Origin of the sequence: Parafrigoribacterium mesophilum, from assembly GCF_039652555.1 — a bacterium.
In the GTDB taxonomy this organism is placed as follows: Bacteria; Actinomycetota; Actinomycetes; order Actinomycetales; family Microbacteriaceae; genus Parafrigoribacterium; species Parafrigoribacterium mesophilum.
This window is the reverse complement of sequence record NZ_JBDJAF010000001.1, coordinates 250166-272318: the sequence shown is the minus strand read 5'-3', so window position 1 is coordinate 272318 and position 22153 is coordinate 250166. Positions and strand designations below refer to the sequence as shown.

At 64.2% G+C, this 22153-nt stretch carries 28 protein-coding genes; 8 read left to right on the top strand and 20 right to left on the bottom strand.

The window, feature by feature from the left end; all coding sequences use genetic code 11:
* Positions 1–73 precede the first annotated feature (73 nt).
* Positions 74–907: a CoA transferase gene (locus tag ABFX56_RS01360; RefSeq protein WP_346231483.1), complete on the bottom strand. Its 834-nt coding sequence runs from the start codon at positions 905–907 to the stop codon at positions 74–76.
* Between the two features lie 215 nt (positions 908–1122).
* Here ABFX56_RS01360 and ABFX56_RS01355 point away from each other — a divergent pair, with 215 nt between their 5' ends.
* Positions 1123–1398, top strand: coding sequence for a hypothetical protein (locus tag ABFX56_RS01355; RefSeq protein ID WP_346231482.1), 276 nt, complete (start codon positions 1123–1125; stop codon positions 1396–1398).
* A gap of 1 nt (position 1399) precedes the next feature.
* On the opposite strand, the gene ABFX56_RS01350 is transcribed toward ABFX56_RS01355, so the two are convergent.
* The 6 genes from ABFX56_RS01350 to ABFX56_RS01325 all read right to left on the bottom strand — a co-directional run bounded on the left by ABFX56_RS01350 (position 1400) and on the right by ABFX56_RS01325 (position 6485).
* Positions 1400–1924 (bottom strand): flavodoxin family protein, encoded by a 525-nt coding sequence (locus ABFX56_RS01350; protein ID WP_346231481.1) that lies wholly within the window; start codon positions 1922–1924, stop codon positions 1400–1402.
* A gap of 79 nt (positions 1925–2003) precedes the next feature.
* Entirely contained in the window at positions 2004–3056 is a 1053-nt protein-coding gene (locus tag ABFX56_RS01345) for a zinc-dependent alcohol dehydrogenase family protein (protein WP_346231480.1), read from the bottom strand.
* A gap of 93 nt (positions 3057–3149) precedes the next feature.
* Positions 3150–3800 (bottom strand): response regulator, encoded by a 651-nt coding sequence (locus tag ABFX56_RS01340; protein ID WP_346231479.1) that lies wholly within the window; start codon positions 3798–3800, stop codon positions 3150–3152.
* A complete protein-coding gene (locus tag ABFX56_RS01335) occupies positions 3797–5467 on the bottom strand; it encodes a sensor histidine kinase (protein ID WP_346231478.1) in 1671 nt (556 codons plus the stop codon). Before ABFX56_RS01335 ends, ABFX56_RS01340 begins: the two co-directional genes overlap by 4 nt.
* A gap of 80 nt (positions 5468–5547) precedes the next feature.
* Positions 5548–6039 carry a hemerythrin domain-containing protein gene (locus ABFX56_RS01330; protein ID WP_346231477.1) on the bottom strand — a complete coding sequence of 164 codons (492 nt, stop codon included), beginning with the start codon at positions 6037–6039 and terminating at the stop codon, positions 5548–5550.
* A gap of 20 nt (positions 6040–6059) precedes the next feature.
* Positions 6060–6485: a pyridoxamine 5'-phosphate oxidase family protein gene (locus ABFX56_RS01325; protein ID WP_346231476.1), complete on the bottom strand. Its 426-nt coding sequence runs from the start codon at positions 6483–6485 to the stop codon at positions 6060–6062.
* A gap of 178 nt (positions 6486–6663) precedes the next feature.
* On the opposite strand from ABFX56_RS01325, the gene ABFX56_RS01320 reads away from it, so the two are divergent.
* Positions 6664–7500 carry a universal stress protein gene (locus tag ABFX56_RS01320; protein ID WP_346231475.1) on the top strand — a complete coding sequence of 279 codons (837 nt, stop codon included), beginning with the start codon at positions 6664–6666 and terminating at the stop codon, positions 7498–7500.
* A gap of 62 nt (positions 7501–7562) precedes the next feature.
* Here the strand turns inward: ABFX56_RS01320 and ABFX56_RS01315 are convergent, their stop codons facing one another.
* The 4 genes from ABFX56_RS01315 to ABFX56_RS01300 form a co-directional block, all read right to left on the bottom strand.
* Positions 7563–8975, bottom strand: coding sequence for an HNH endonuclease signature motif containing protein (locus tag ABFX56_RS01315; RefSeq protein ID WP_346231474.1), 1413 nt, complete (start codon positions 8973–8975; stop codon positions 7563–7565).
* Between the two features lie 62 nt (positions 8976–9037).
* Positions 9038–9658, bottom strand: a complete 621-nt coding sequence (locus tag ABFX56_RS01310) for a TetR/AcrR family transcriptional regulator (RefSeq protein WP_346231473.1) — start codon at positions 9656–9658, stop codon at positions 9038–9040.
* Positions 9659–9773: 115 nt separating this feature from the next.
* Positions 9774–10124 (bottom strand): SPW repeat protein, encoded by a 351-nt coding sequence (locus ABFX56_RS01305; RefSeq protein WP_346231472.1) that lies wholly within the window; start codon positions 10122–10124, stop codon positions 9774–9776.
* Positions 10125–10445: 321 nt separating this feature from the next.
* A complete protein-coding gene (locus ABFX56_RS01300) occupies positions 10446–10973 on the bottom strand; it encodes a hypothetical protein (RefSeq protein WP_346231471.1) in 528 nt (175 codons plus the stop codon).
* On the opposite strand from ABFX56_RS01300, the gene ABFX56_RS01295 reads away from it, so the two are divergent.
* A complete protein-coding gene (locus ABFX56_RS01295; protein ID WP_346231470.1) occupies positions 10953–11516 on the top strand; it encodes a hypothetical protein in 564 nt (187 codons plus the stop codon). The two genes, ABFX56_RS01300 and ABFX56_RS01295, sit on opposite strands and share 21 nt — an antisense overlap.
* Before the next feature lie 101 nt (positions 11517–11617).
* Here ABFX56_RS01295 and ABFX56_RS01290 read toward each other — a convergent pair whose 3' ends face one another.
* From ABFX56_RS01290 to ABFX56_RS01280, 3 genes are read right to left on the bottom strand one after another with little or no spacing between them, the layout of a single operon-like run.
* Complete coding sequence (locus tag ABFX56_RS01290; protein WP_346231469.1) at positions 11618–12307, bottom strand: RodZ family helix-turn-helix domain-containing protein; 690 nt, start codon at positions 12305–12307, stop codon at positions 11618–11620.
* 56 nt (positions 12308–12363) lie between these two features.
* The gene (locus tag ABFX56_RS01285; protein ID WP_346231468.1) at positions 12364–12771 is read right to left on the bottom strand and encodes a DUF6114 domain-containing protein; all 408 of its coding nucleotides are present in this window, start codon (positions 12769–12771) and stop codon (positions 12364–12366) included.
* Positions 12771–13367 (bottom strand): DUF6230 family protein, encoded by a 597-nt coding sequence (locus ABFX56_RS01280; protein ID WP_346231467.1) that lies wholly within the window; start codon positions 13365–13367, stop codon positions 12771–12773. Before ABFX56_RS01280 ends, ABFX56_RS01285 begins: the two co-directional genes overlap by 1 nt.
* Positions 13368–13522: 155 nt before the next feature.
* Between ABFX56_RS01280 and ABFX56_RS01275 the strand changes: the two genes are divergently transcribed.
* Positions 13523–14452 (top strand): aldo/keto reductase, encoded by a 930-nt coding sequence (locus tag ABFX56_RS01275; RefSeq protein ID WP_346231466.1) that lies wholly within the window; start codon positions 13523–13525, stop codon positions 14450–14452.
* 29 nt (positions 14453–14481) lie between these two features.
* On the opposite strand, the gene ABFX56_RS01270 is transcribed toward ABFX56_RS01275, so the two are convergent.
* The 3 genes from ABFX56_RS01270 to ABFX56_RS01260 are packed head-to-tail and all read right to left on the bottom strand — an operon-like array spanning position 14482 to position 16722.
* The gene (locus ABFX56_RS01270) at positions 14482–15048 is read right to left on the bottom strand and encodes an NADPH-dependent FMN reductase (protein ID WP_346231465.1); all 567 of its coding nucleotides are present in this window, start codon (positions 15046–15048) and stop codon (positions 14482–14484) included.
* Positions 15049–15094: 46 nt separating this feature from the next.
* Positions 15095–15643 carry a hypothetical protein gene (locus ABFX56_RS01265; RefSeq protein ID WP_346231464.1) on the bottom strand — a complete coding sequence of 183 codons (549 nt, stop codon included), beginning with the start codon at positions 15641–15643 and terminating at the stop codon, positions 15095–15097.
* Positions 15643–16722, bottom strand: a complete 1080-nt coding sequence (locus tag ABFX56_RS01260) for an FAD-dependent oxidoreductase (RefSeq protein WP_346231463.1) — start codon at positions 16720–16722, stop codon at positions 15643–15645. Before ABFX56_RS01260 ends, ABFX56_RS01265 begins: the two co-directional genes overlap by 1 nt.
* 183 nt (positions 16723–16905) lie before the next feature.
* Here ABFX56_RS01260 and ABFX56_RS01255 point away from each other — a divergent pair, with 183 nt between their 5' ends.
* Genes ABFX56_RS01255 through ABFX56_RS01240 form a run of 4 tightly spaced genes read left to right on the top strand, consistent with a single transcriptional unit; the run spans position 16906 to position 20206 of the window.
* Positions 16906–17874: a MetQ/NlpA family ABC transporter substrate-binding protein gene (locus ABFX56_RS01255; protein ID WP_346231462.1), complete on the top strand. Its 969-nt coding sequence runs from the start codon at positions 16906–16908 to the stop codon at positions 17872–17874.
* Positions 17875–17886: 12 nt separating this feature from the next.
* Positions 17887–18921 carry a methionine ABC transporter ATP-binding protein gene (locus ABFX56_RS01250; RefSeq protein ID WP_346231461.1) on the top strand — a complete coding sequence of 345 codons (1035 nt, stop codon included), beginning with the start codon at positions 17887–17889 and terminating at the stop codon, positions 18919–18921.
* Position 18922: 1 nt separating this feature from the next.
* Positions 18923–19582: a methionine ABC transporter permease gene (locus ABFX56_RS01245; protein ID WP_346231460.1), complete on the top strand. Its 660-nt coding sequence runs from the start codon at positions 18923–18925 to the stop codon at positions 19580–19582.
* A gap of 54 nt (positions 19583–19636) precedes the next feature.
* Positions 19637–20206 (top strand): peroxiredoxin, encoded by a 570-nt coding sequence (locus ABFX56_RS01240; protein ID WP_346231459.1) that lies wholly within the window; start codon positions 19637–19639, stop codon positions 20204–20206.
* A 57-nt stretch (positions 20207–20263) separates the two neighbouring features.
* On the opposite strand, the gene ABFX56_RS01235 is transcribed toward ABFX56_RS01240, so the two are convergent.
* The 3 genes from ABFX56_RS01235 to flgL form a co-directional block, all read right to left on the bottom strand.
* Positions 20264–20629 (bottom strand): VOC family protein, encoded by a 366-nt coding sequence (locus tag ABFX56_RS01235; RefSeq protein ID WP_346231458.1) that lies wholly within the window; start codon positions 20627–20629, stop codon positions 20264–20266.
* 238 nt (positions 20630–20867) lie between these two features.
* A complete protein-coding gene (locus ABFX56_RS01230; RefSeq protein ID WP_346231457.1) occupies positions 20868–21251 on the bottom strand; it encodes a flagellar assembly protein FliW in 384 nt (127 codons plus the stop codon).
* On the bottom strand, positions 21248–22150 hold the full coding sequence (gene flgL / locus ABFX56_RS01225; protein ID WP_346231456.1) for a flagellar hook-associated protein FlgL: 903 nt from the start codon (positions 22148–22150) through the stop codon (positions 21248–21250). Before flgL ends, ABFX56_RS01230 begins: the two co-directional genes overlap by 4 nt.
* Positions 22151–22153: the final 3 nt, after the last annotated feature.

The following is a 22153-nucleotide window of genomic DNA, read 5'->3' as shown; positions in this document are numbered from 1 at the left end:
CAAAATAGCTGTCCGCGGCGGCACTTGTCGTCCGGAAGGCTATCCGCCGGTGGCGTGACGCACCTCGCCGAGCTCAGCCCGACACGACCGGGGTCAGCGGAATGTCCCACCGGCCGGCCAGTGCCGCCCAATACTCGGTGGGCTGGGCCGCGAATGCCCGCTTCAGTGCTGCGTGGCTCAGTTCCACGCCCACCGCTTCGCGCATCCGCTCGGCGAAGTGCGCTTCGATGGCCGCCACGGCGACATAACCGTCGGAGGTCTCGTAGATCCCGTAGGGGGCGAATCCACCGCCCAGCACGGCGCCGGGACCGGTCAGTCCGTTCCTGAGCGCGGCACCCGCATCCCGTGCCGCCTCATCGAGGACGACGCGCAGGTGCCTCGGGTAGCCCGGATGCTGCCTGGCAAACAGGAGCAACACCGCGGCGGAGACCACTCGTTCCGCACCCACCACGTCGGCGACCGGCACCGTCGGCAGAAACGGAGGTTGGAGCGTGCCGTGCGCAGCCTGGTAATTCAGGTCGTGACCGACCACCTCGTCCAAGGCTCCGTCGTAGCCAATGATCTCCACGTGTGAGAGTCCGGCATGGGACTGTTCAAGGTCCGCGAGTCCGAGCCGGGCCAGGGCTGAAGGGCGTATCGCAGTTATCAGCAGATCGCAGCGGCCCAATTCGTCATCCAGCCGTGCGCGATCCTCGGGATCTTTCAGATTGAGCACCAGAACTCGCTGGCCGGATGTGAGCTCCTCGTACCAGCGGGGCGATGCGTGCGCGAGCGGATCACCATCCGGTGGCTCGATCTTGGTCACCATGGCGCCAAGCCCAGCCAAGCGAGCCGCGGCGAGAGGTCCTGGCAGGTTGACGGCGAGAGAGACGACCCGAACGCCATCCAGAATCGCGCCCATCGTCATTCGTGCACACTGTCATCTGCCCGGTTGCGCTGCTGGTCGAGAAGCTCGTGCAGGTCGCGAAGCATCTCAATCTTTCGGATGGTCTCGGTCATGCAGTCAGTGTAGGTCTGCACACTTTGCTCGGTAGGACTTAGGGCCCTATCCGACGTGCGGGTTGTTGTGGAGACTGACATCATTCACGCGCCAAAGTTCCCCCTGAAAGGTGCCCCCACACCATGTTGACCAGATCTGACGCCGGGCACCGCACTGCCATGCTGCTACTCACCGGCAAACGCCTTATCGCCGTGCATTGTGCGGGAACTGTTTTCCTCGCCGAGGCCGACATGGCCACCATCTTTCTGAGGCACGCTTTGGACATCCTGACTGCGGGTGGTTCTGGCCTGGTGCCGTTGCGCCACCTCGACGGGCTGGAATTGCTTCTGATCACTCCCGCCACCGCGACAGCGTGCTGGTACGACCGGCAGACTCTCGCTGACCTGGCGGAAAACTGACTTATCCGCTCACTTTGGCGGCAAGCGATTCGCCCCAGGCCTGCGCCCGTTCCTCCTCCCCTTCCAGTAGACGGGTGTCTTTGTCGACGAGGAAGCTCTCCGGTTCGGCGACCAGGGTGAAACCGCCGGACCGCAGCAGCTTCGCAATGCCCTTCGAGGCACGACCGGTCAGCAGCGGGACTGCATCCAGCCGTGTATCGAACGCTGCGGCGCGTCCTGTCATCCCGGAGCGCGAACCCAACCACTCCCGAACTCCTTCACTCGTAGAATCCGGTTCCATGGCTAGGTTTCCGTCAGAGGCCATCGCGGCCTCCTCGGCGGCCTGGCGAGTGGACTCCCGGCTCATTCCGTGCACGTGGGTTGGGCCACCAACCACGATGAGATCGTAATCCGACGGTTCGATCTCCCCGGCCATCGAGATCGGCACCACTCGCACCGTGCCGGAGACGTCAAGGCCGCGCCCGATCGCCTCTGCAACATGGCGGGTATTGCCATACATGGACTCATAGACGACGATCGCGTGCACCTTTCCGTTCCTTTCCTGTGTTCCCTCGGCACCTCTCGACAGAACGCGTCCGCGCTGTCATCGCCGGCCAGAAGCTGGCTCAGCGAATGAGTACCTTCAATGCGTCGTGGGTAGGCGCATTTCCAAACACGTCATAAGCCTCGAGGATCTGGTCGAAGCCGAACTCGTGAGTGACGAACTTCTCCGCAGGCAGTTTGTGCTCAGCAACCAGCTTCAACAGCATCCCGAGCGTGTTCGTGTTCACTAAACCCATTGAAATGTCGATGTTCTTGATCCACAGTTCGTTGAGCGGCAATTCGACTGGTTTGCCGTGCACGCCGATATTCGCGACGGTGCCGCCAGGGCGGATGATTTCGGTGGCCATGGTGAAGGTCTGCGGAACGCCGACCGCTTCGATAGCCACATCCACTCCGGCACCGTCGGTCAGCGCCAGAACTTGTTCCTTCCAGTCCGCCGCCCCGGAGTTGACGGTGTTCGTGGCACCGAAATCGGCCGCCCGCGCCAGGCGTGCGTCGTCCAAGTCGACGGCAATGATCTTGGATGGGCCATACAGCGAGGCCGTCATTACTGCGGCAAGGCCGACGGGCCCAGAACCGATCACCGCCACGACATCGCCCGGCTTGACGTGACCGTATTGAACGCCGATCTCGAAACCGGTGGGCAGAATGTCCGACAGCACGATGCCTTCGGAGTCGGATACGCCATCTGGTACGCGATACACGGAATTCTCGGCGAACGGCACGCGCACGTACTGTGCTTGGGTCCCGTTGATCATGTAGCCGAAAATCCAGCCGATTCCGCTGACGCCCTCGGGATCCAGGCAGTGGCTGTAGAGTCCGGTGCGGCAATTCGAGCACCGGCCGCACGAACTGACACACGCCAGAATGACTCGATCGCCGACGTGGAGTTGGGTCACGCCGGACCCGACCTCGGAGATCACTCCGATCCCCTCGTGGCCAAGCACGCGGCCGACAGCTACCTCCGGAACGTCACCTTTCAGGATGTGCAGGTCGGTACCACAGATAGTGGTCGCGGCCATCTTCACGATGACATCCGTGGGATGTTGGATGGTGGGGTCTGGAACCTCTTCCCAACTCTTTTGCCCTGGCCCTTTGTAAACGAGCGCCTTCATGATTGACCTCACAGTTCTCAGTCGAGGCGGATGATGTCCCGACATGGAGTCAACTCGGTTGAGCGTGTGTTACACAGTGCCAAAAGTCCCCGGTTACTGGTGGCCCGGCGGCCTCGCTTCCACCCGCAGAACGGCGGCCTGCGTGCGCCGTTGCAGTCCCAACTTGCTCAGCAGGCTCGAGACGTAGTTTTTCACCGTCTTCTCCGCCAACTCCAGCGTTTCGCCGATCTGCCGGTTTGTCATTCCCTCCGCAATGAGCGCGAGGACTTCGCTTTCGCGTGTGGTGAGCGCCTCCAGCCGCGCGTCGTGCTGGTGTTCCTCGCGCATCCGCTCGACGACCCGTTGGCTGAGAGCGGAATCCAGGAGGAAGCCACCCGAAGCCACCGCCCGCACCTTTTCGAGCAGAACGGTTCCTCGTACGCCCTTCAGCACGTAGTCGGATGCGCCGGCCAAGACGGCGGCGCTGATGGCCGCGTCGTCGTCGTAAGCCGTGAGGATGATGCAGTGCATCGCCGGGGAATCCGAGCGGATGTCCCGGCAGACATCGATGCCGTTGCCGTCGGGCAATCGCATGTCCAGAACGGCGACATCGGGTCTGGTGGCAGCGATCCGGGCGCGCGCCTGAGCCGCGGTCCCGGCCTCGCCGACAACGTCGATGTCCTGCTCCGCCTCCAGCAGGGTCACGATACCCCGGCGCACGAGCTCGTGGTCATCGACGACGAACACCTTGATCGTGGTGGTCATGGCCGATCCCTTTGCGGCGTGTCCGCATACGGAACGGACCAGCTGAGGTGCGTTCCGACCGCTTCCGCCGTTGCCCGGAACGAGCCGCCATGCGCGAACGCGCGATCGCGGAGGTTATCCAGGCCGCTGGGGTTCTCGGTGGGCGCTATTCCGACACCGTCGTCGATCACCTCGACGGTGATCCGCCCATCGGCCACGGTGACCGCCACGGATACCTGCTGCGCGGAAGCATGCTTGATCACGTTGGTCAACCCTTCGCGCACCACGGCGACCACGTCGTCCGCGAGCGCGCCGGTGACGACGAGATCTACTGGTCCGGCGAACTCGAGCTGCGGCGTGCGCGGAAGGGCTCTCACTAGTTCGTTCACCACATCGATGATTCGATGGCGGGCGGCCGTATGGCGACCGCCCCGTTCGCTGGACAGAGCGAAAATCGCCGTCCGGATCTGGGCGATCGCGGCGTCCAGCGCATCGACCGACTGACTGACCCGCTCGGAGAGGGCACCGGGGGCCAACAGCCCGACAACGCTTTGCAAGTCGAGACCTGTCGCGAAGAGCTGCTGGATCACATTGTCGTGCAGATCGCGCGCGATGCGACCACGATCCTCCAGCAACAGCATCCGCTGTTGGTCATCGCGCGCCTTGGCGAGCTGGAAGGCCACGCTGACTCGTCCCGCGAAGTCGGCGGCCATTTCCACGTCCACGGCGGTGAACCGACCGCGTCCCGTGGCTCGTGAGACGATGAGGGCGCCATTTGGGTGCCCAGCCGCGACGAGCGGTATTGCCATCGTCGGCCCGGCTTTGCGCTCTGGCGTGGTGGGCAATTCCGCAGCATCCGCGTCGCCGATGAGACGCGGCTGCCGACCGGCCATCACGCTCGCCGCAATGGATCCCGCGGCCTCGAACACCGCGCCTTCCAGGGTGTCCTCGCCGTCACCGCATGCGGTCTCGATGACCAGGTGCTCCGTGTCCGGACTGCTCCGCACAACGCAGACGAGATCGGCTCCGGACAACGTGAGGGTACGGGAGGCGAGGAGCGCGAGCGGATTGGCCTCCTCGGTGGAGAGCAGGGCTGCGGTTACCTCCGCCGATGCCATGGCCCAGGCTTGCCGTCGTTGCGTTTCTGCGAAAAGCCTGGCGTTGTCGATCGCGAACCCGGCGGTGGCCGCTAAGGCGATAACAAGCTCTTCGTCTTCGCCGCTGAACTCGCCCGACGCCTGATTCGTCAGGTACAAGTTGCCGTACGATGTGCCGCGCACCTGTATGGGCACTCCCAGAAAGCTGTCCATTTCGGGGTGTCCGGCCGGCATGCCGACCGATCGTGGATCATCGGTCAAATGACGCAGGCGGATGGGGCGCCGATCGTCCGTGAGCGCGCCGACGAGACCCTGCCCGCGCGGCAGATGGCCGATGGCGGAAACTTCCGCCGGTGTCATCCCCACCTGGAGAAGCTGCTCAAGGCTGCCGTCGGGCGAAAGCACACCGAGGGCGCCGTATTGGGCGCCGACGAGTTCTACCGCCGTTTCAACGATGCGCCGGAGCACGATCGCAAGGTCGAGATGCTCGACCACCGCTTGGTTGGCTCGAAGAAGCGAGTTCAGGCGGCTTTGCGAAACCGAGACGCGCTCTGCGAGTGCCAGATTGTATGAGTTCGCATCTTCGGCCACGCGCGTCTCCTCAGCTCGACCACCCGACGATGGTTCCCGTACGCGGAGTGTAACCCAGCTTGCTTCTCGTGGCGTGCTTGTCAGTGGTGGTGCGACGCGGCATGCATGTCGTGGAACATCTTCTGAGCCTCTGACTCCGTGAGGCGAGCCTCGAGGATCGGAAGATAGACCTCCTCCTCTTTCGCGAAATGCAGCTTCACGAGGTGGTGCAGTCCGTAGAGAACTCGCCTCAGACCGTTGGCTAGGTCGTCATCAAGTGCCGTGCGAACCTGCAGTTGCTGGCGCAGTGACGCCAACTCCGCGGTCAGCGCACCCACTTCCACGTGGTCACGGGCCATGGTTGCGGTGACCTCCGGCGCACCGAGGACTCGCTGCACCACCGGGTACAGCGCCGCCTCCTCAGCATGCGCGTGGGGGATGAGTTCGTCGTGAAGGAAGGAGTAGGAATCGTCGACGATCGCGCGAAGTTCGGCGATGTCGACACGGTTCACTGCATCGCCGGCCGCGGCAAGCGCCGCAATGTGCGGCACAAGCTCGGCGTGCTCGTCTTTCAACGGTTGTGTGATGGTCATAATCAGCATTCCTTTGCGTGTCAGTACGACTCGGGGTCGGGCTCAGGCCCAAAGCGGAACTGTCTCCCGCTCACCTCGATTGGCGTGATACGAACGAAGACCGGTTTGAGCGTCGGAACCCAGGAGTGCAGCGGAAGGGCCTCGGCGGCGAAGATCTCGGCCTGCTTGTCCAGAACGCTCGCTGTGCCGGTGACGACGACACTCCACCCCTCGTCGGTATCGTAACGATCCGTTTCAAATGCCACGGTCGCGTTGATGGTGACCTCGAGCAGCTTGCTGCCTGGAGCGGTGCGGAATAGAACTGACGTGTCGTCGGCATGGTAATTGACCGGAAAGATGCCCGGCCGGCCGCCGACGCTCACGGCGAGGCGCCCCATCGTGCCGGTCTGCAAGAACTTCCATGCTCCGTCTCGGTCCAACACGGTGATGGGGTCGTCGTTGAGCATTTTCCTCACTCCAATCAGTGCCGGCGACCGGCCCCTCCGTAGTTCAAGCGGAAGAGCATCGTCGCCTGATATCCAGTCTGGTTCCAAGCCGCCAATTCAGTAGGGACTAATGGCCCTATTGGACAAAGCGCACCGGAGATTAACTGAACCTGTGCAAGAGCCAAGGAAAGGGACAGTCATGTACGACCGCATTTTGGTACCGGTGGATGGTTCGAAGTTCTCCGAGGAGGTCATCCCCTACGCGCGTGGTGTCGCGGGAGCCACTGGGGCGCGGCTCACGCTGCTGCGCGTGGCCGACAAGGACGCGAAGAGGGTCGAAGTGCAGCGGTATTTGGATGCATTGGCCGCAGGCCTCGGCGCAGAAACCCGAACGGTCACCAGCGGCGGCGACGTGTCCGCAGACATTCTCGAGGAAGCGAACCGTGTTCCCGGCACGCTGGTGGCGATCACATCACACGGACGGGGCGGCGTTCCCTCGGTGATGCTGGGCAGCGTCGCGCGCAACCTCGTGCGCAGCGGCCATGCCCCGGTATTCGTCTATCGACCTGGCGGTACACCAGTCGACCGGCACGACCCGATCCGGATCAAGACCGTGCTGCTGCCGTTGGACGGCAGCAGTCTTTCGGAGACCGCGCAGGCCGAGGCCGGAGCCTGGGCCCGCGCTCTGGGCGCCAACGTGGTCGTTGTCCAGGTGCTTCCAGCGAACGTGTACATTGATCCGATGCTCGCGTCGTACGACGTTCTAGAGGATTCGTACGTGCGGTGGCATGCCCATGCGATTGAACGGGAATTTGGTGTCGGGGTGGACTGGGAAGTGCTGCATGGCGACCCGGCGATCTCGATCTCGAACTTCCTCGAAGGTCGACGTGACGTCCTCGTCGTCATGGCAACTCGGGGCCATGCTGCATTGCCGGCCGCCGTGCTCGGCAGCGTGACCTCGGGTTTGCTGCGCCAGGCAGGAGCGCCGATCGTAGTCCACGCGCCGGAAAGAGAGTCGCTTCGTCGGTCTGCGTAGGATTACCGCACGGGCACGAACGTCGCCATCTGACGAGCCTGGCCGCCTAAGGACCTGGCCGCCTAAGGAGAAAACTCACCACCGAAGGCGACGGGCGGATCAGGCTCGTCGATGGCCACGATGCCGTGCGGGCTGGTCCACTCCAAGACGCCGGGACTGATTTGTCGCACACTCCACCCACCGTGATGTTTAAGAATGTGGTCGCCGCGGCAGAGGTATTCCAGGTTTCCATCCTCCGTGGGGCCACCGGCGGCAGCGGGAATCGTGTGATCGATATCCGCCCGGTGAGCCGGCGCGTTGCAGATCGGGAATCGACATCGGCCATCCCTCAAGCGCAGGAAGCGCCGGAGCTTCTTGGACGGCCGGTACGTGTCCACGGCGAGAACCTGATCGCTGACCGGGTCGGTGAGGATACGCACGAGGACCGGAGCGTCTGCGGCGAGTGCCTTGGCATCTTCCAGGCCGATGGGGCTTCCGCCGTTCAGTGTGGCTGGATCATCGCTCTTGCCCAGCAGCGTCAGCGCGGGAATCACGATGCAAACCTCGGCGGTGATTCCGATCGCAGCACCGTGCGGTGAGTCTTTATTGGCGGCCGGCTCGCCGGTGAGGAGCAATTCGGCTGCCAGGTCGCAGCGAATCTGGTCCAACGTACGCGGATCTCCGGCGTTCCTAATGGCTTTTGCCTGACGAGTAAGCCGGTCGCGTATCGCCTCTGCCAACACCGTCGGAAGGTAGAAGGTCATTAGCGACATGCCGTCTTTGAGTCGCTTTCCGAGCAGACTGCGGCCATCCGCCGCCGCGTCATGGCGCTCGTCGAAAGTGCCACCGCGCAATCGTGTCGCGGTCAGTTCCGCTTTTCTGGTCAATCGGCCGGGGGTGACGTTGACGGCTCGTTCCAAGACGATGTGTTCGTACTTCGCCCGTTGGTTGTCGTCATCAAGGGGCGCGCCGTGTTCCATGATGACGCGAGCGTGCCCGAGACCAATCTCGCCAGTGGCGAGGGTTTCCAGCGTGGTGGGGAAGAGGTCGACAAGCATTTCGGCCTCGCCCAGGCGGTTTTCCATGGTGCGGGCGGAGACCTTGTTGGCCAGTGCGAGTTCGGCTGCCAAGGAACGCTGAGCGGTTTCTAACGAATTCCCCCAATCTGGGTCGTCGTCGGGATGGCGCTGCTCGGCCTGTTCCCGGTTCAGCTTCGCGATGGCCGCCAGCTCGCGCATCTCTTCGACCTGCAATGCCGACATCCGCTGTCGCAATGCGACCAGGTTGTCGATTCTGGTCCGGATGGATCGCTGAGGCGAAGGGGCTGCGAGTTCAGCGGCCTGTACCGCGTGCCACGCGAGCTCCCAGACATCCGCCTGTGGGTCCACGGGAATATATGCCGCATTGCGATCTACAGGGAAATCGCCATCGAGCACGGGGATGCAGAGGGCGAGCATCGTCGCCTCGTCCACCGTGATATCGAACAGCTGTTCCATACCCTGAAGTCAACACCACACCACCGACATAGCCGTTGTCGCGGCGGCGGGGCCGGTTCAGTTCACGCGAGCAGCCCCGCGCAGAGCAACTCCGCCAGGGGAGCGAGGTCCTTGAGCGTGTAAATGCTGCGCCGCCCGACTGCGTTCGACTCGTGTGTGTTGGATTCCTGGGTGTTCGGCTCCTGAGTGCTCGATTCGTGGAGCGGGTGTCCGGTAACGATCGCGCCCCAGGTGAGTACTGCGGCGTGCAGCCGCGCCGGACTGACCGGTGCCAGAAGACTGCCGAGCAGAACCTGCTCGATCGTCGAGTGCAACGCATGGCGGTGCGCGTCCAGAGACCGCCGCACGACGGCGTGAGTATGTCCTTCGCGCCAGAGGATGACCCGAAGCACGTCAGAGACGGCTTGTATTTGAAAGAACTTCTCACTGAAGTTCAACAGGGAAGCCACCGGATTGCCGTGCTCTATCAGCGGCGCGGCGTCGATCACTCCGTCATTCAGGCGTTCGTCCATCAGCGCGGCGAGCAGGCTCTTCTTCGTGGCGAAGTAGTAGAAGAGAAGTCCTTTCGGCACGGCTGCCTGAGCGGCGATGGCGGACGTAGGCGTGGCATCGAACCCTCGCTCCGCGAACAACTGCGCAGCTGCGTCGAGGATCCGTGCGCGCGCGTCTGTCTCGTCCGTCACCGGTCGTACCCGCTCTTTCAACATGTCGTGAGGTGTCGCCCATCTGGACGAACTTGAGGAGAGAATACTCGGGGCGGCAGCTGCGCTGCCGCCCCGAGCGCACCAGACTACCCGCCTAGGGGTGAACTTCCCGGTGCATTCGCGTTGCGGGAAGTGCGGCCCAAAGGCCGACAATCACCGCGATGATTCCGCAGATCCAGGAAGTTGCTGCTGCGCCGGTCTGGTTGGCGTAGGCGCCGAGCCAGGGGGCGAGGAACAGCACCAGCCCGAGAATCGCCTCAATCCACTCCATGTAGACCAGGCGTGGCATGGCAAGGTTCCACAGTCCGGCAATGATCAGCAGTACTCCAAGCGTGACCATAAACGCCGTCGATGCTCCGGCCTGGGTAGTCCACAGTGTCGACAACGCGGCATAGAGCCCGGCCGCGACCGCGACCCAGTCCTGCCACCGTGTCCATTTCTTCATAGAATCCAACCTCCTTGTCAATCAGTCGGTTCGTCACTTAATGCATACTTTAGGATTGATTGACCGACCGGTCAAGAGCGCGCGTTGACTCATAGGAAACCTCCGCGTAGCACTATTCGTTGCCTCATTTGAAAACCTCCGCTTCGGCGTGGCTCGGGAATCGGTTTGACGGGTGTGGGTTACGCCCGTTTCTATGGAGCTGACGATGACGTAGCGGCAGGCTGTGACGAAGAAGAAAGCGCTCGCGTATCGCAGCGCGGATCGGGCCGGTAAGTCCCGGATCTTGAACGAGTTGGTCGAGTTGACCGGGTGGCATCGCGACTATGCTCGGGCGGCATTGCGGAGCGCGTTGAGCCTGAAGGTCGTGAAGCCGCGGGCGGGCCGCATGCCGACGTATGGGCCGGAAGTCACGAACGCTCTGGTGCGGTGCTGGGCGGTGTTGCGGGCGCCGGCCGGCAAGCGCCTGGCGCCGATGCTGCCGGTGCTGGTGCCGCTGTTGCGCCGCGACGGCGAGTTGGACCTCACCGACGCCGAGGCGGCCTTGTTGGTGCGGATGAGCGCGGCCACGATCGACCGCAAGCTGGCGCCGGAGCGGGCGAGGCTGCTGGCCCGGGGTCGGTCGCATACCAAGCCGGGGACGCTGCTGAAGTCGCAGATCCCGATCCGCACCTGGGCCGATTGGGACGACGCGGTCCCCGGGTTCGTGGAGATCGATCTGGTCGGCCATGACGGCGGCAACGCCTCGGGTGAGTTCTGTTTCACCCTGACCGTCACCGACATCGCCACCGGGTGGACGGTGAACCGGTCGGTGCGCAACAAGGGCGAGAAGTGGGTGTTCGAAGCGCTCATGCACGTCAGTCGGGTGTTCCCGTTCCGATCCTGGGCATTGACTCCGACAACGGGTCCGAGTTCATCAACAATCATCTGTTCGACTACTGCGTGGCCAACAAGATCACCTTCACGCGCTCTCGGGCCAGCCACAGCAATGACGGCGCTCACGTCGAGCAGAAGAACTGGACCCATGTGCGTGAACTCGTCGGCTATCTACGCTACGACACCCCCGCCGAACTCGCCGTGCTCAACGAGATCTGGGAACTCGACCGGGTGTTCACGAACTATCTCCTGCCCCAGCAGAAACTCGTGTTCAAACAACGCAACGGTGCCAAAGTGACCAAGCGATACGACACCGCGACCACCCCGCATCAACGCGCCCTCGGCCGCGAGGACATGCGCAAACGGCCGATCATTCAGATGAACGCGCAGTTCAAACGCATCAAACCCGCGGCCCTGTCCAGACAGATCCTCGCCCTCACCGGCCAACTCGAAACCCTCGCCCTGGCCAAGAAACCCGCCGACACGAAACCGGCAGTCAACCGGGCCTGGAACGCCTAACCCTCGCGGAGGTTTTCATCTGAGGCAACGAACCAACCCTCCCGGAGGTATTGACATGAGGCAACAGGGAGCGTTGCGGAGACCAGGTTTTTCCGACATTTCTATTCTTTGAGGTCCTGGTGCGGTGCGACGAATACGATCGAGTCGGCGGTGACCCCGACGAGGCCGATGTTGAATCGCAGCAACGTAGATGGGAGTTCATCGCCGGGAGGCGGGGTAGCCGCGCCGAGGGTGAGTGGTGTGCCGTCCGGCAGCGTCGCCGTGACCGAATCCAGGTAGACCTGCACGTGGCCGTGCAACTCCATCCGGTCGGCTGTGGTCACCAGCGACGGCCCGGTGGCCTTGCGCACGTCCAGGAGGAAGTCGTCAATGGTGACACCGTCCGCGACGAGCTTGAGCACCGGAGCACGGTTACCGTCGGCCAGCGGCACCGTCACGGCGGTGACGGACTTCAGTCCGGTGATCGACAGAGAGGAGCCGCCGAGTTGAGCAGCAGGCAGCGTGAAGGTCGGGGCTGCGGTATCCGGTACCGGAACGACCGGCGGGGTCGTATTCGGATCTGCTCCGGGCGGAGGCGACGGCAGGCTCTGGATCGGGGAAGTTGGCAGCCCGCCGAGCGGGTCAGGGATGGCAGGCTCCGGGACGATGGGACCCGGGACGATCGGACCCGAGACGATCGAGCTGGGTGATGGGCTTGACGTGGGCGTGGGTCCGGGTCCGCACCACATCAGGATCGGGATACACACGGCGGCGGGCTCGGTGGGTACCGGAGCCGCGCCGATTCCGCACACCGCGACGCAGAAAATGGTGGCGGTCGCGGCACGGCGCCGTCGGATGGGCGCGCCGGTCAGAACCGGCGCGGTGCTAAAGGGGCGGCCGCGTTCACCGTGCGCTGGACTGCCGGCATCCAGGACACAACCAGCACTCCGCCGACGGCGCCGAGCAGCATCCCGATCAGGAAGCCGCCCAGATTGACGCCGACCAGTGAGTACACCGAGATGACCAGGGCGATCACGCCGTAGAAGACGCGATGCACGGGCATCATCACGGCCAGTACGCCGAGGAGAACCATCAGCACCGGGATGAGTGTCGCTTGGAAGCCCTCGATGCCCAGTTGCACGTGGATGTTGCCGATGTCGAGTTGCCCGGAGGAGAACAGCTCGGCACCGGCAAGCACGGTGAGCGCACCGCCGACGAACGGGCGAGCGCGACGCCACACGGTGAACGCGCGCCAGGCTCGGACGAGTCGGTCCATCAGAAGCATCCCTTGGTGCCGTCCGTGACCTGAACGTGCATGCCGTTCAGAGTGAACACGGATGCCTGCGTGGACCACGCCGTCTGCTGCAGGCCTTTGATGGTGATCGAGTCGGCATCCTGCGCGAAGTCGCCGGCGGAGCCCTTGGCGCCCGTGTTCACCGTGGAGGCGTCGACGCCAATGCGGATGTTGCTGAAGCTCGAGTCGCCCTTGAGGTCGGTCATACCGATCTGCAGGTCGGTCGCGCTGGCCGGGTTGCCGCCGCCGCCTGCCGTGATGAGCATGCCCACTGTGCCGAGGGGAGTCTTCGTGACCACGGACTGGCACAGGTCGGCCAGGGTGGCGGATTTGATGTTTGCGATGGCGACCTGGTGCTGGGTGCCGGCCGTGTCCGGGGCGATTCCCGCGTACTGCGAGAAGCCGGTGCCGTCTAGAGACGAGGCACTGATCTGGAACTGGCTGCCAGACACCGAGAACGACACCGGTACGGCGCCGTTGGCCACGCCGGCCATCAACACGGTGGCGACCACCGCCACGGGCACTGCGGTGAGTATGATCCGTCCGGCGTGGGTACCTGTGAGCTTTCGAAACTTCATGGAATTGCCTCGGTCCTCATGGGATATGTCGGGTCGCTTAAGGCGGCCTTCTACTGAAAGAGAGCAGTCCAACGCCGAACTATGACGCCACAATCGTGTGAAAGTTTCACCAAAGCCCAAATGCGCGGTCCGGCCGAGTACGCGAGGATGGCTCCATGAAGACATTCACGCCCCCGCAGATCAACCTCCACGCCTCCAACATCGTCCTCGGGATGATGCGGATCGCCGACCTCGACGATTCGGCCGTCCGCACCCTGGTCGGAACGGCTCGCGAGGTGGGCATCAACTATTTCGACCACGCCGATGTCTATGGAAACGAGGTGCACGGATGCGAGAAGCGATTCGGCGACGCCGTCAGATTCACGCCGGCGGAGCGCGAGTCGGTGATCATCCAATCCAAGGTAGGCATCGGCGACGATTACTTCGACTTCTCCAAGGAGCACATCCTGCAGTCGGTCGACGAATCGCTGGCGGCCCTGAACATCGAATACCTTGATGTTCTGCTGCTGCACCGTCCGGACACCCTGGTCGAGCCGGACGAGGTCGCAGCGGCGTTCGACACGCTGCACACTGCCGGAAAGGTGCGCAACTTCGGCGTCTCGAACCAGACACCCGGACAGATCGAGCTACTGAAGCGTTCGGTGAAGCAGCCGCTCGCCTTCAACCAGGTGCAGTTGAGCATCACCCATGCGCCGCTCATCGCGGCCGGGATCGCCACGAATATGGCCGGGCTGGATCAGTCGATTGACCGGGACAACGGCATCCTGGACTACAGCCGGCTGAACGACATCACACTGCAGGCCTGGTCACCCTTCCAGAAGAGCTTCTTCGACGGCGTCTTCATCGGCGACCGGGACGCGTACCCGGAACTGAACGATGTGCTCGACGAGATCGCCGCCGCCCACGGGTTAACGCCGACCGGCATCGCGGTTGCCTGGATCACCCGACACCCGGCCAACATGCAGGTCGTGCTGGGAACGACCAAACCGGAACGGGTGCGGGAATCCGCCGCGGGGTCTGAGATTCCGCTCAGCCGTCAGGAATGGTACCGGCTGTTCACCACCGCCGGGCACATCCTCCCGTAGCTGCGCGCTACGACTCGTAGGGCTAAGACTCAACGGCGAGTGGCGGCGGCCGACCGGGCCGGCTCGGTTGCTGCCTGCAGGTCGTCCATCGCGAACTCGATCCGCTGGTACACGGACGGATCGAAGACGTTCCCGAGCGCATCCAGTCGGTCCTGGGCGCGCGAGATGCTGACCGGATCGATGATCACGGCACCGAGCAGTTGCAGTGTCGGGAACAGTGCGACCAACCCGCGGATGCCGCCGGTCTGCCCCAGGGACGCGCTCATCAGCAGCGTGGGTTTGCCATCCAGCGCGCCGCATCCGCTGAGCCAGTCGAGCGCGTTCTTGGTGACCCCGGATGGCGCGTAAACATATTCGGGGGAGGCGATCACCACCGCCTGCGCCGCTCGGGCCAATTCGCGGAATCGCCGCACGCTCGCGGGGGCTCCGGTTGCGGCGACATCCAGATCGGGATTGAACAACGGGAGTTCGGCGATCAGTTCGCCGCCGAGTAACTTCACGTTCGGTGCTGCCCGTTCGGCCACGATCAGCAGGGCCGAGTTCAGCGAACCGCTCCGGAGGCTCCCGCTGAAGGCGAGGACTGGCATCCTTGGCATGGCGTCAGCCTAGGCGTCGTCGCCGCTTCTGGCTACAGCGGGTCCGTCAGTCCAGGGTCAGGAGACTGATCCGCTCGGCGATATAGGCCTTCAGCGGTGCGCTTCCGCGGCCGCCGCTGCTGGTGTCCCACCGGACGGTGACGGTCGTGCCCTCCATCGACAGCGGCCCAGTGCCTGCCAACAGGCTGCTCTCGTCGAAAGGGATGGGGGAGTACCCGAAGTTGACCACCTCGCCCTCGCCGAACGAGCCGCGAACGGCCGCCCGTTGCTCTTCTCGCCTGGCATCCGCGATGAGCGAATGATCCGCCACCCCGCGCTTCGGCGTGACCGCCCGGGTCACCCTCCCGGTCGCGTAGAGCCGGCACTCCCGGTCGATGAGCAGCACCCCCAGCCGCCAGGCCCGCCCGGCGCGCACAATCACGGCAGGACGCGTCAGGCCCAGGATGCGATGGGCGGGCCTCATCACGCCGAGCGCCTCATCATGAATCCCGCGGGCGTTGAGTTCTCCGATCGTGCCGGCCAACAGCTCGCGCACCGGACCGAAACCGGGTTCATCAGGCTGGGGGTGCTCGTTCCGTCTGTCGCGGCGGGCCATCACAGATCCCTGTCCGACAAATCGGCGAGAATTCGGCCCACGGCGGGCGTGAACTTAAAGCCATGCCCGGAGAAGCCTGCGCCCACCGTGATGGGGCCGAACCGTTTCAGGACGAAGTTCGTGTCCGGTGTGGTCGTGTAGGTGCAGCTTAGCTCGGTCGCGGTGTCCGGGTCGGCGCCGGGTAGCCACTCGTGCACGTAACGCCGCAATGCGGCAAGCTGCACCGGCTCCGCCGTGAAGGTGCGTGCATCCGGGTCGGTCACAGGTCCGACCCCGTGCCAGCCGACTTTGATCCCTTCGCCGGGTGTCTGCATCCCGTAGATCTGCGACGGCCAGTACTCGTACGAGCGATCTCCCGGTGTCGGGTAGTGGTTGAAGCCGGGCCACGGTCCCGCGGCATCGTGTGCGGCGAAGTGAGCGGGCTGTTCCTGCGTGACGACCAGCCTCGGCAGGGGGACGACGTTGCCGATCAGTTTCTCGGTCCATGCTCCGGCGGTGACGATCACCCGTCGGGCGTCGAACTGTGCATCGTCGGTGGTGATGCGCACCTGGCCGTCGCCCTGCACGGCCAGCTTGGTCACCTGGGTGCCCTGCCGAATGTCCGCGCCCAGTGCGATCGCGCCATGCTGCAGCGCGGCGAGAGCGGCATCCGCCCGCAGCCTGCCGGACTGTGGCGTGTACAGCACACGCGAATCAAACCGGATGCCCGGCCAACGGTCCCGGGCCTCCGCGGCTGGGAGGAACTCCGCCGGGATGCCCGCCGCGGACAGGGCAGCGTGCACGTCATCGAACGCCTGGTTACGGCCGTGGTTGACGATGCCGACGATGTCGAGCAGCGTTGTGCCGCTTTCGCGCTCGAGTTCGCGCCACAGCCGGCGGGATTCGACCAGCATTGCGACGTAGCGGCGGTCGGAGTACGCCTGATTGAAATTGCGGGTCGACCCGTGCGAGGCGCCGCCGAGGTGACCGATCGTCTCGCGCTCCAGCAGCAGCACTTGCCGGCTGCGGCGCGCCAGGTGCCAGGCTGCCGACAGCCCCATCGCGCCGCCGCCGACGATGACGGTGTCGACACGCTCCATGACGTCATTGTGCCGTGATTTCCGGTGAGCTTCCTCCCAGCCGGCCGCAAAAGCAAATGTTACGTCACGAATGGTCACAGTTCGGAACAGAACTAGGTGGTCGTGATCGGGTTGGCAATGCTGGGTTTGCGGGGCCGATTACGGTGCCCGCATCATCATCCGTTTCCACCCGAGAGGATCGTCATGTCCGAGACCACATCACCGGCCGGCGAATCAGCCGCCAGCCCACAACTACCCGAGAGAGCGCCGCGCAAGAAAACCGGCTGGATCGTTGCTGGTATCGCCGGCGCTATCGCGATCGCGGTGGTGCTGGCCGTTGCGGTGACCAGTACAAGCCGCAGTGAGAGTGCCGGCGGCGCAAAAACGGTCACGATCGGCGTGGCCGACGCGGCGCAGCCTTACTGGAAGGCCTACACCGCGCTGGTGAAGAAGCAACTGAACGTGTCCGTCAAGCTCGTCAACTTCGCCGACTACAGCCAGCCGAATCCCGCGCTGAGCCAGGGACAACTCGACCTCAACCAGTTCCAGCACATCGAGTTCCTCGCCGACTACAACGTCAGCAACCACGACACGCTGCGCCCGGTCGGCGCAACGGCCGTGTACCCGCTCACGCTGTACTCCCTCAAGTACGCGTCTGTCGAAGAGATTCCCGAGGGCGCGCAAGTGGCCATTCCGAACGACGCGATCAACCAGGCCCGCGGACTGCTGGTGCTGCAAGCGGCGCACCTGCTCACCCTCAAGGACGGCGGTACCGCCTTCTCCAGCACCGCCGACATCCAGACCCACAAGGTGAACGTGCTCGCCGTCGACGCCGCACAGACGGCAGTAGCGTTGCAAAACGGCTCGGCCGACGCATCCATCGTCAACAACAACTTCGCCGTCGACGCCAAACTGCCCCAGTCGAAAGCGATCTATCACGACGACCCGGCCAGCGCCGCCGCCGCGCCCTATGTGAACATCTTCGCAGCGCGCGCGAAGGACGCAGCCAATCCGCTGTTCCAGAAGCTAGTGGCGCTCTACCACGACGCGACGATCGAGAAACAAGTCCAGGCTGCGAACAGCGGAACGGCAGTCTTCAGCACGACTTCGGCCGCGCAGCTGCAAGCGGATCTGGAGAAGGTCGAGGCGGATGCCAAGGCCGCCAAGAGGTAACGGATCATCGGCATGACGGCACTGGTGCGCCTCGAGCACGTCACGAAGACCTACCCGGCGGTCAACTCCGCGCACGCACCGGTCACCGCGGTCGACGACGTGAGTCTCGAGATCGAACGGGGCGACATCTTCGGGATCATCGGATACTCCGGGGCGGGCAAAAGCACCCTGGTTCGGCTGATGAACGCTCTGGAGCAACCCACGTCGGGGAAGGTGTTCGTGGCCGATCGGGAGCTCACGACGCTGCCGGAGCGAGAGATCCGCAGGGAGCGCCGCACCATCGGGATGATCTTCCAGCAGTTCAATCTGTTCCATTCGCGCACCGTGGCCGGCAACGTCGCGTACCCGCTCACGGTGGCGGGGATGCGGCAGCCGGAGCGGGACCGGCGGGTGGCTGAACTGCTGGACTTCGTGGGGCTGCTGCCGCGAGCGCACAGTTACCCGGAGCAGCTGTCGGGCGGACAAAAGCAGCGAGTCGGGATCGCGCGGGCGCTGGCCACCCGCCCGCAGCTTCTCCTCGCGGACGAGGCGACCAGCGCGCTGGACCCCGACACCACCGCGGACGTGCTCGAACTGTTGCGTCGGGTGAACCGGGACCTCGGTGTGACGATCGTCGTGATCACCCACGAGATGGAAGCGATCCGCAGCATCGCCAACCGGGTGGCGGTGATGGATTCCGGACGGATCGTCGAACGCGGTGAGGTCTACGACGTGTTCTCTCGACCGAGCAGCGATATCACGGCCCGGTTCGTGCGTTCGGTGCTGCGCAACCGTCCCTCCGGCCGGACGCTGGCGCGGTTGCGCCAGCAGCATCCTGGCACCATCGTCACCGTCGAACTGCAGGAGTCACCCGGGTTCCAGTACACGCTGCGGTCGGTGTTCGCCGACCACCGCGTCGGCGCGGAGATCGTGTTCGGCGGCATCAGTGAGCTGCAGGATCGCTCGGTGGGCAGCCTCACCTACGAACTGACCGGCGAGTACCGCGCCATCACCGCCGCGCTCGAACAGCTCCGGATGCGCGGCGTCACCGTGGTGGAGGAGGACTGAGATGAACGACTTCCTCGTCGACCTGCCCACCTTTGCCGCCGCCATCTGGCAGACGCTATACATGGTGATCGTGTCGTTGATCGTCAGCGGATTCCTCGGGCTCGCGATGGGCGTCGGGCTGTATGTGGCGCGGCCGGGAAACCTGCTCGCGAACCGGGCCGTGTTCTTCGTGCTCAACCTCGTGGTCAATATCGTGCGGCCCATCCCATTCATCATCTTCCTGGCTGCGGTCGGACCGTTGACCCTGCTCGCGGTGCGCACCACCATCGGCACCAACGCGGTGGTGTTCGCGTTGTCGCTGGCGGCATCCTTCGCGGTGTCGCGCATCGTGGAGCAGAACCTGGTGACGGTGGATCCCGGAGTGATCGAGGCGGCGCGAGCGGTCGGCGCCGGACCCTGGAACATCATCGTGAAGGTGCTCATCCCGGAAGGTCTGGGTCCGCTGATTCTCGGCTACACGTTCATCTACGTTGGCATTGTCGACATGTCAGCCCAGGCAGCGCTGGTCGGCGGGGGCGGGCTCGGGGAGTTCGCGATCACACACGGCTATCAGCGCTACAACTGGACGTCGGTGTACATCACCGTGGTGGTCATCATCGTGATCGTGCAGGCTGGGCAGATGCTTGGCAACGCGCTGTCGCGAAGGGCGCTGCGGCGGTAGGGGTCTCGTCGAAATCCCGAGCAGAATGAGAGGAAGCCTATCGAGAGGACGCTGATGTCGAACCTGCTGGAACTACCACCGGACCTGCCCGTGCCCCAGGACGACGGGGCCGCCGACCACCTCGCGGGATTTCCCGCCCCGCAGGTCAGCCTGCCCAGCACCGCCGGCGAGAGTGTTGCCCTCGACGACCTCGGGCCCGGTCGCACCGTCCTCTTCGTATATCCGATGACCGGCCGGCCCGGCGCAACGCTGCCGGAGGGCTGGGACGCCATCCCCGGCGCCCGCGGGTGCACGAGCGAGGCGTGCGACTTCGCCGACCAACACGCCGAACTGATCGATGCTGGCGCATCCGCCGTGTTCGGCATCTCGGCGCGCGACATCGACTACCAGCACGAGGCGGCTGACAGGCTCCGATTGCCCTATGCGTTGCTCTCCGACGCCGACTTACAGTTGGCGAAGCATCCGGGGCTGCCCACCTTCGAGGCGGGAGGCCTGACGCTGTTCAAGCGACTGACTCTCGTCGTGCGAGACGGCGTCATCGAGCACGTGTTCTACCCGGTGTTCCCGCCGAACGAACACGCTGCGCAGGTGCTCGCCTGGTTACGTGCGCATCCGGCCGTATGACTCCACGAGCGGCACCTCGCGGATGCGTGCTGCGGTGCGCACATCCGCGAGGCCCGTTCAGATCAGTTGGCTTATGCAGATAAAGTTTCCCTCGCTGTCGCGGAACCAGGCGGTCCTCATGTTGTCTTCGGTAGCGACGCCGGCGACGGTGGTGAGTCCGGGGATGTCGTAGTCCTCGAATATCACGCCGCGTTGCCGCAGCTGTGCCATTTCGGCGTCGAGGTCGTCGGTCATGAGACACATCTGGGTGTTCTGGGCGGTGCCGGCGTTCGGCGTTTCATAGAGCTCGAATGTTGAACCGTTACCGACACGGTAGACAAGGTTGTCGCCGTATTGTTCGGTCGGATCAAGGTCGAGCATGTCGTGATAGAACGTGCGGGCGCGCTGCAGGTCGGATGCCGGCAGTACCGCGACCGCTTCCATTTCCTTGAGCATGGAACATCTCCTGAAGGGGTTCGAGGAGTGGTGGTGGTGTGGAGGGAGTGCCGCCTCGAACGTGTGTCAGCGCGTCGCGACGGTGTGCTCCTCGCCCGTTGCCGACAAATCGGCACTCGAGATATCGGCGCTGACGGACGACGAATATCGTAGTTCTGGGCGCAACGGTACTCCTAAATACCCGGCTAGGAGGTATATCTCTCTCAGCTCTGGGCGCCGGTGGGCGTCAGGCGGAACGGGTGCTCAGTTCGGCTCTGAGCGGCCAGTCCTGGTCGTCGAGGATCAGTTGCACGCAGACCCCCGTGGTGGCGTTGACCACGATCGGGGCCATGAGGTTGACCGTCGTTCCGGATTCGCTGGGGTTGACCACGACGAGCAGCAGGACGTTCTCGGGAGTGGAGATATCCAGCGCCTGGCTTTGCTCGTCGGAGAGCACCGGGGTGTAGTCCGGAAGGTGCACGGCGGCGTCGAGCACGAAGAGGCGACGGTTCGCATCCGCCTTTGCCCGCAGCGCGTAGAGGCCTTCCGTGCCTTCGATCTCGTCGAGAGTGAAGTCCACGAGTGGCGCCAGACCAGGAGGCGGGGCGAGGAACGTCAGCGTGGCGCTCAACGGAGAAAGTCCATCAGCGTGGGCTGCAGCACGCGGGCGGTCACCGCGAGGGTGGACTGGTAGGCGACTTCCTGCAGCTTGAGGCTCAAGATGACTTGGCCCAGGTCGATGTCCTCGACCCCGGCTCGTTGGGCCTCCAGTGCTCCCGACTTCTCCAAATTTGCTCCCTCTGCGCGCTCGACTTGGGACTGGCGGACCCCGACGGCTGCGCGCTCGCTGACCATGGTCGCCATATGCGCGTCGATGTCGTCGAGCTGCGTTCCGACGTTGGCCGCGCCGGTGCGCAGATTCGTGACAATGTCATCGATCAATTTGAACACGGAGTTGTTTCCAATGCCGAATACGGCTCCACCGTCCGCATCCACTTGCACCGTCGTGTCAGCGCCGATTCTGCGGTTGACTGGGCCATTTCCGGCCCCACTGAAGGCGTACGACGGCGGTGTCGACGATTCGTCGAATACGGCACCCGCAGTCGAGTTGCCGGCGAACACGGTTCGGCCCGCGTATTTGGCGTTGGCCTGCACCATCAGGTCTTCCTTGAGCCCCACCAGTTCGATCGCGATGGCCTCTTTCGCCGTGGGGGACATGGCCCCGTCGTTAGCACCCTGCACGGTCAGGTCGCGCACCCTGCGCATGATGTCCGACGCGCGCCCCAGGGTCGAATCGATCGTGGTCAGCCAGCCGTTCCCGTCGTCGATGTTCCGGGCGTATTGGTCGTTGGAGCGCTGTGCGGCCCGGATGCGCATGGACTCGACCGTGCCTGCTGGGTCGTCCGAGGGACGGTTGATCGCGCGTTGGCTGGATGCCTGGTCTTGCAGCTTCGCCATCTTGGTCGCGCCGGATTGCAGGTTGCGCTGTGCCGCTTGCATGGATGTCAGATTGGTGACTCGGGTGATCATCGG

What these genes read in the sequence shown, in the direction of transcription:
- ABFX56_RS01340 (WP_346231479.1), bottom strand. Translation starts at nt 3,800, where the DNA reads ATGACCACCACGATCAAGGTGTTCGTCGTCGATGACCACGAGCTCGTG.
- ABFX56_RS01285 (WP_346231468.1), bottom strand. Translation starts at nt 12,771, where the DNA reads ATGGACCGACTCGTCCGAGCCTGGCGCGCGTTCACCGTGTGGCGTCGC.
- ABFX56_RS01255 (WP_346231462.1), top strand. Translation starts at nt 16,906, where the DNA reads ATGTCCGAGACCACATCACCGGCCGGCGAATCAGCCGCCAGCCCACAA.
- ABFX56_RS01250 (WP_346231461.1), top strand. Translation starts at nt 17,887, where the DNA reads ATGACGGCACTGGTGCGCCTCGAGCACGTCACGAAGACCTACCCGGCG.
- ABFX56_RS01360 (WP_346231483.1), bottom strand. Translation starts at nt 907, where the DNA reads ATGACGATGGGCGCGATTCTGGATGGCGTTCGGGTCGTCTCTCTCGCC.
- ABFX56_RS01240 (WP_346231459.1), top strand. Translation starts at nt 19,637, where the DNA reads ATGTCGAACCTGCTGGAACTACCACCGGACCTGCCCGTGCCCCAGGAC.
- ABFX56_RS01315 (WP_346231474.1), bottom strand. Translation starts at nt 8,975, where the DNA reads ATGGAACAGCTGTTCGATATCACGGTGGACGAGGCGACGATGCTCGCC.
- ABFX56_RS01345 (WP_346231480.1), bottom strand. Translation starts at nt 3,056, where the DNA reads ATGAAGGCGCTCGTTTACAAAGGGCCAGGGCAAAAGAGTTGGGAAGAG.
- ABFX56_RS01245 (WP_346231460.1), top strand. Translation starts at nt 18,923, where the DNA reads ATGAACGACTTCCTCGTCGACCTGCCCACCTTTGCCGCCGCCATCTGG.
- ABFX56_RS01265 (WP_346231464.1), bottom strand. Translation starts at nt 15,643, where the DNA reads ATGGCCCGCCGCGACAGACGGAACGAGCACCCCCAGCCTGATGAACCC.
- flgL (WP_346231456.1), bottom strand. Translation starts at nt 22,150, where the DNA reads ATGATCACCCGAGTCACCAATCTGACATCCATGCAAGCGGCACAGCGC.
- ABFX56_RS01275 (WP_346231466.1), top strand. Translation starts at nt 13,523, where the DNA reads ATGAAGACATTCACGCCCCCGCAGATCAACCTCCACGCCTCCAACATC.
- ABFX56_RS01235 (WP_346231458.1), bottom strand. Translation starts at nt 20,629, where the DNA reads ATGGAAGCGGTCGCGGTACTGCCGGCATCCGACCTGCAGCGCGCCCGC.
- ABFX56_RS01320 (WP_346231475.1), top strand. Translation starts at nt 6,664, where the DNA reads ATGTACGACCGCATTTTGGTACCGGTGGATGGTTCGAAGTTCTCCGAG.
- ABFX56_RS01305 (WP_346231472.1), bottom strand. Translation starts at nt 10,124, where the DNA reads ATGAAGAAATGGACACGGTGGCAGGACTGGGTCGCGGTCGCGGCCGGG.
- ABFX56_RS01270 (WP_346231465.1), bottom strand. Translation starts at nt 15,048, where the DNA reads ATGCCAAGGATGCCAGTCCTCGCCTTCAGCGGGAGCCTCCGGAGCGGT.
- ABFX56_RS01355 (WP_346231482.1), top strand. Translation starts at nt 1,123, where the DNA reads ATGTTGACCAGATCTGACGCCGGGCACCGCACTGCCATGCTGCTACTC.
- ABFX56_RS01330 (WP_346231477.1), bottom strand. Translation starts at nt 6,039, where the DNA reads ATGACCATCACACAACCGTTGAAAGACGAGCACGCCGAGCTTGTGCCG.
- ABFX56_RS01280 (WP_346231467.1), bottom strand. Translation starts at nt 13,367, where the DNA reads ATGAAGTTTCGAAAGCTCACAGGTACCCACGCCGGACGGATCATACTC.
- ABFX56_RS01325 (WP_346231476.1), bottom strand. Translation starts at nt 6,485, where the DNA reads ATGCTCAACGACGACCCCATCACCGTGTTGGACCGAGACGGAGCATGG.
- ABFX56_RS01300 (WP_346231471.1), bottom strand. Translation starts at nt 10,973, where the DNA reads ATGAGCGCTTCGAACACCCACTTCTCGCCCTTGTTGCGCACCGACCGG.
- ABFX56_RS01260 (WP_346231463.1), bottom strand. Translation starts at nt 16,722, where the DNA reads ATGGAGCGTGTCGACACCGTCATCGTCGGCGGCGGCGCGATGGGGCTG.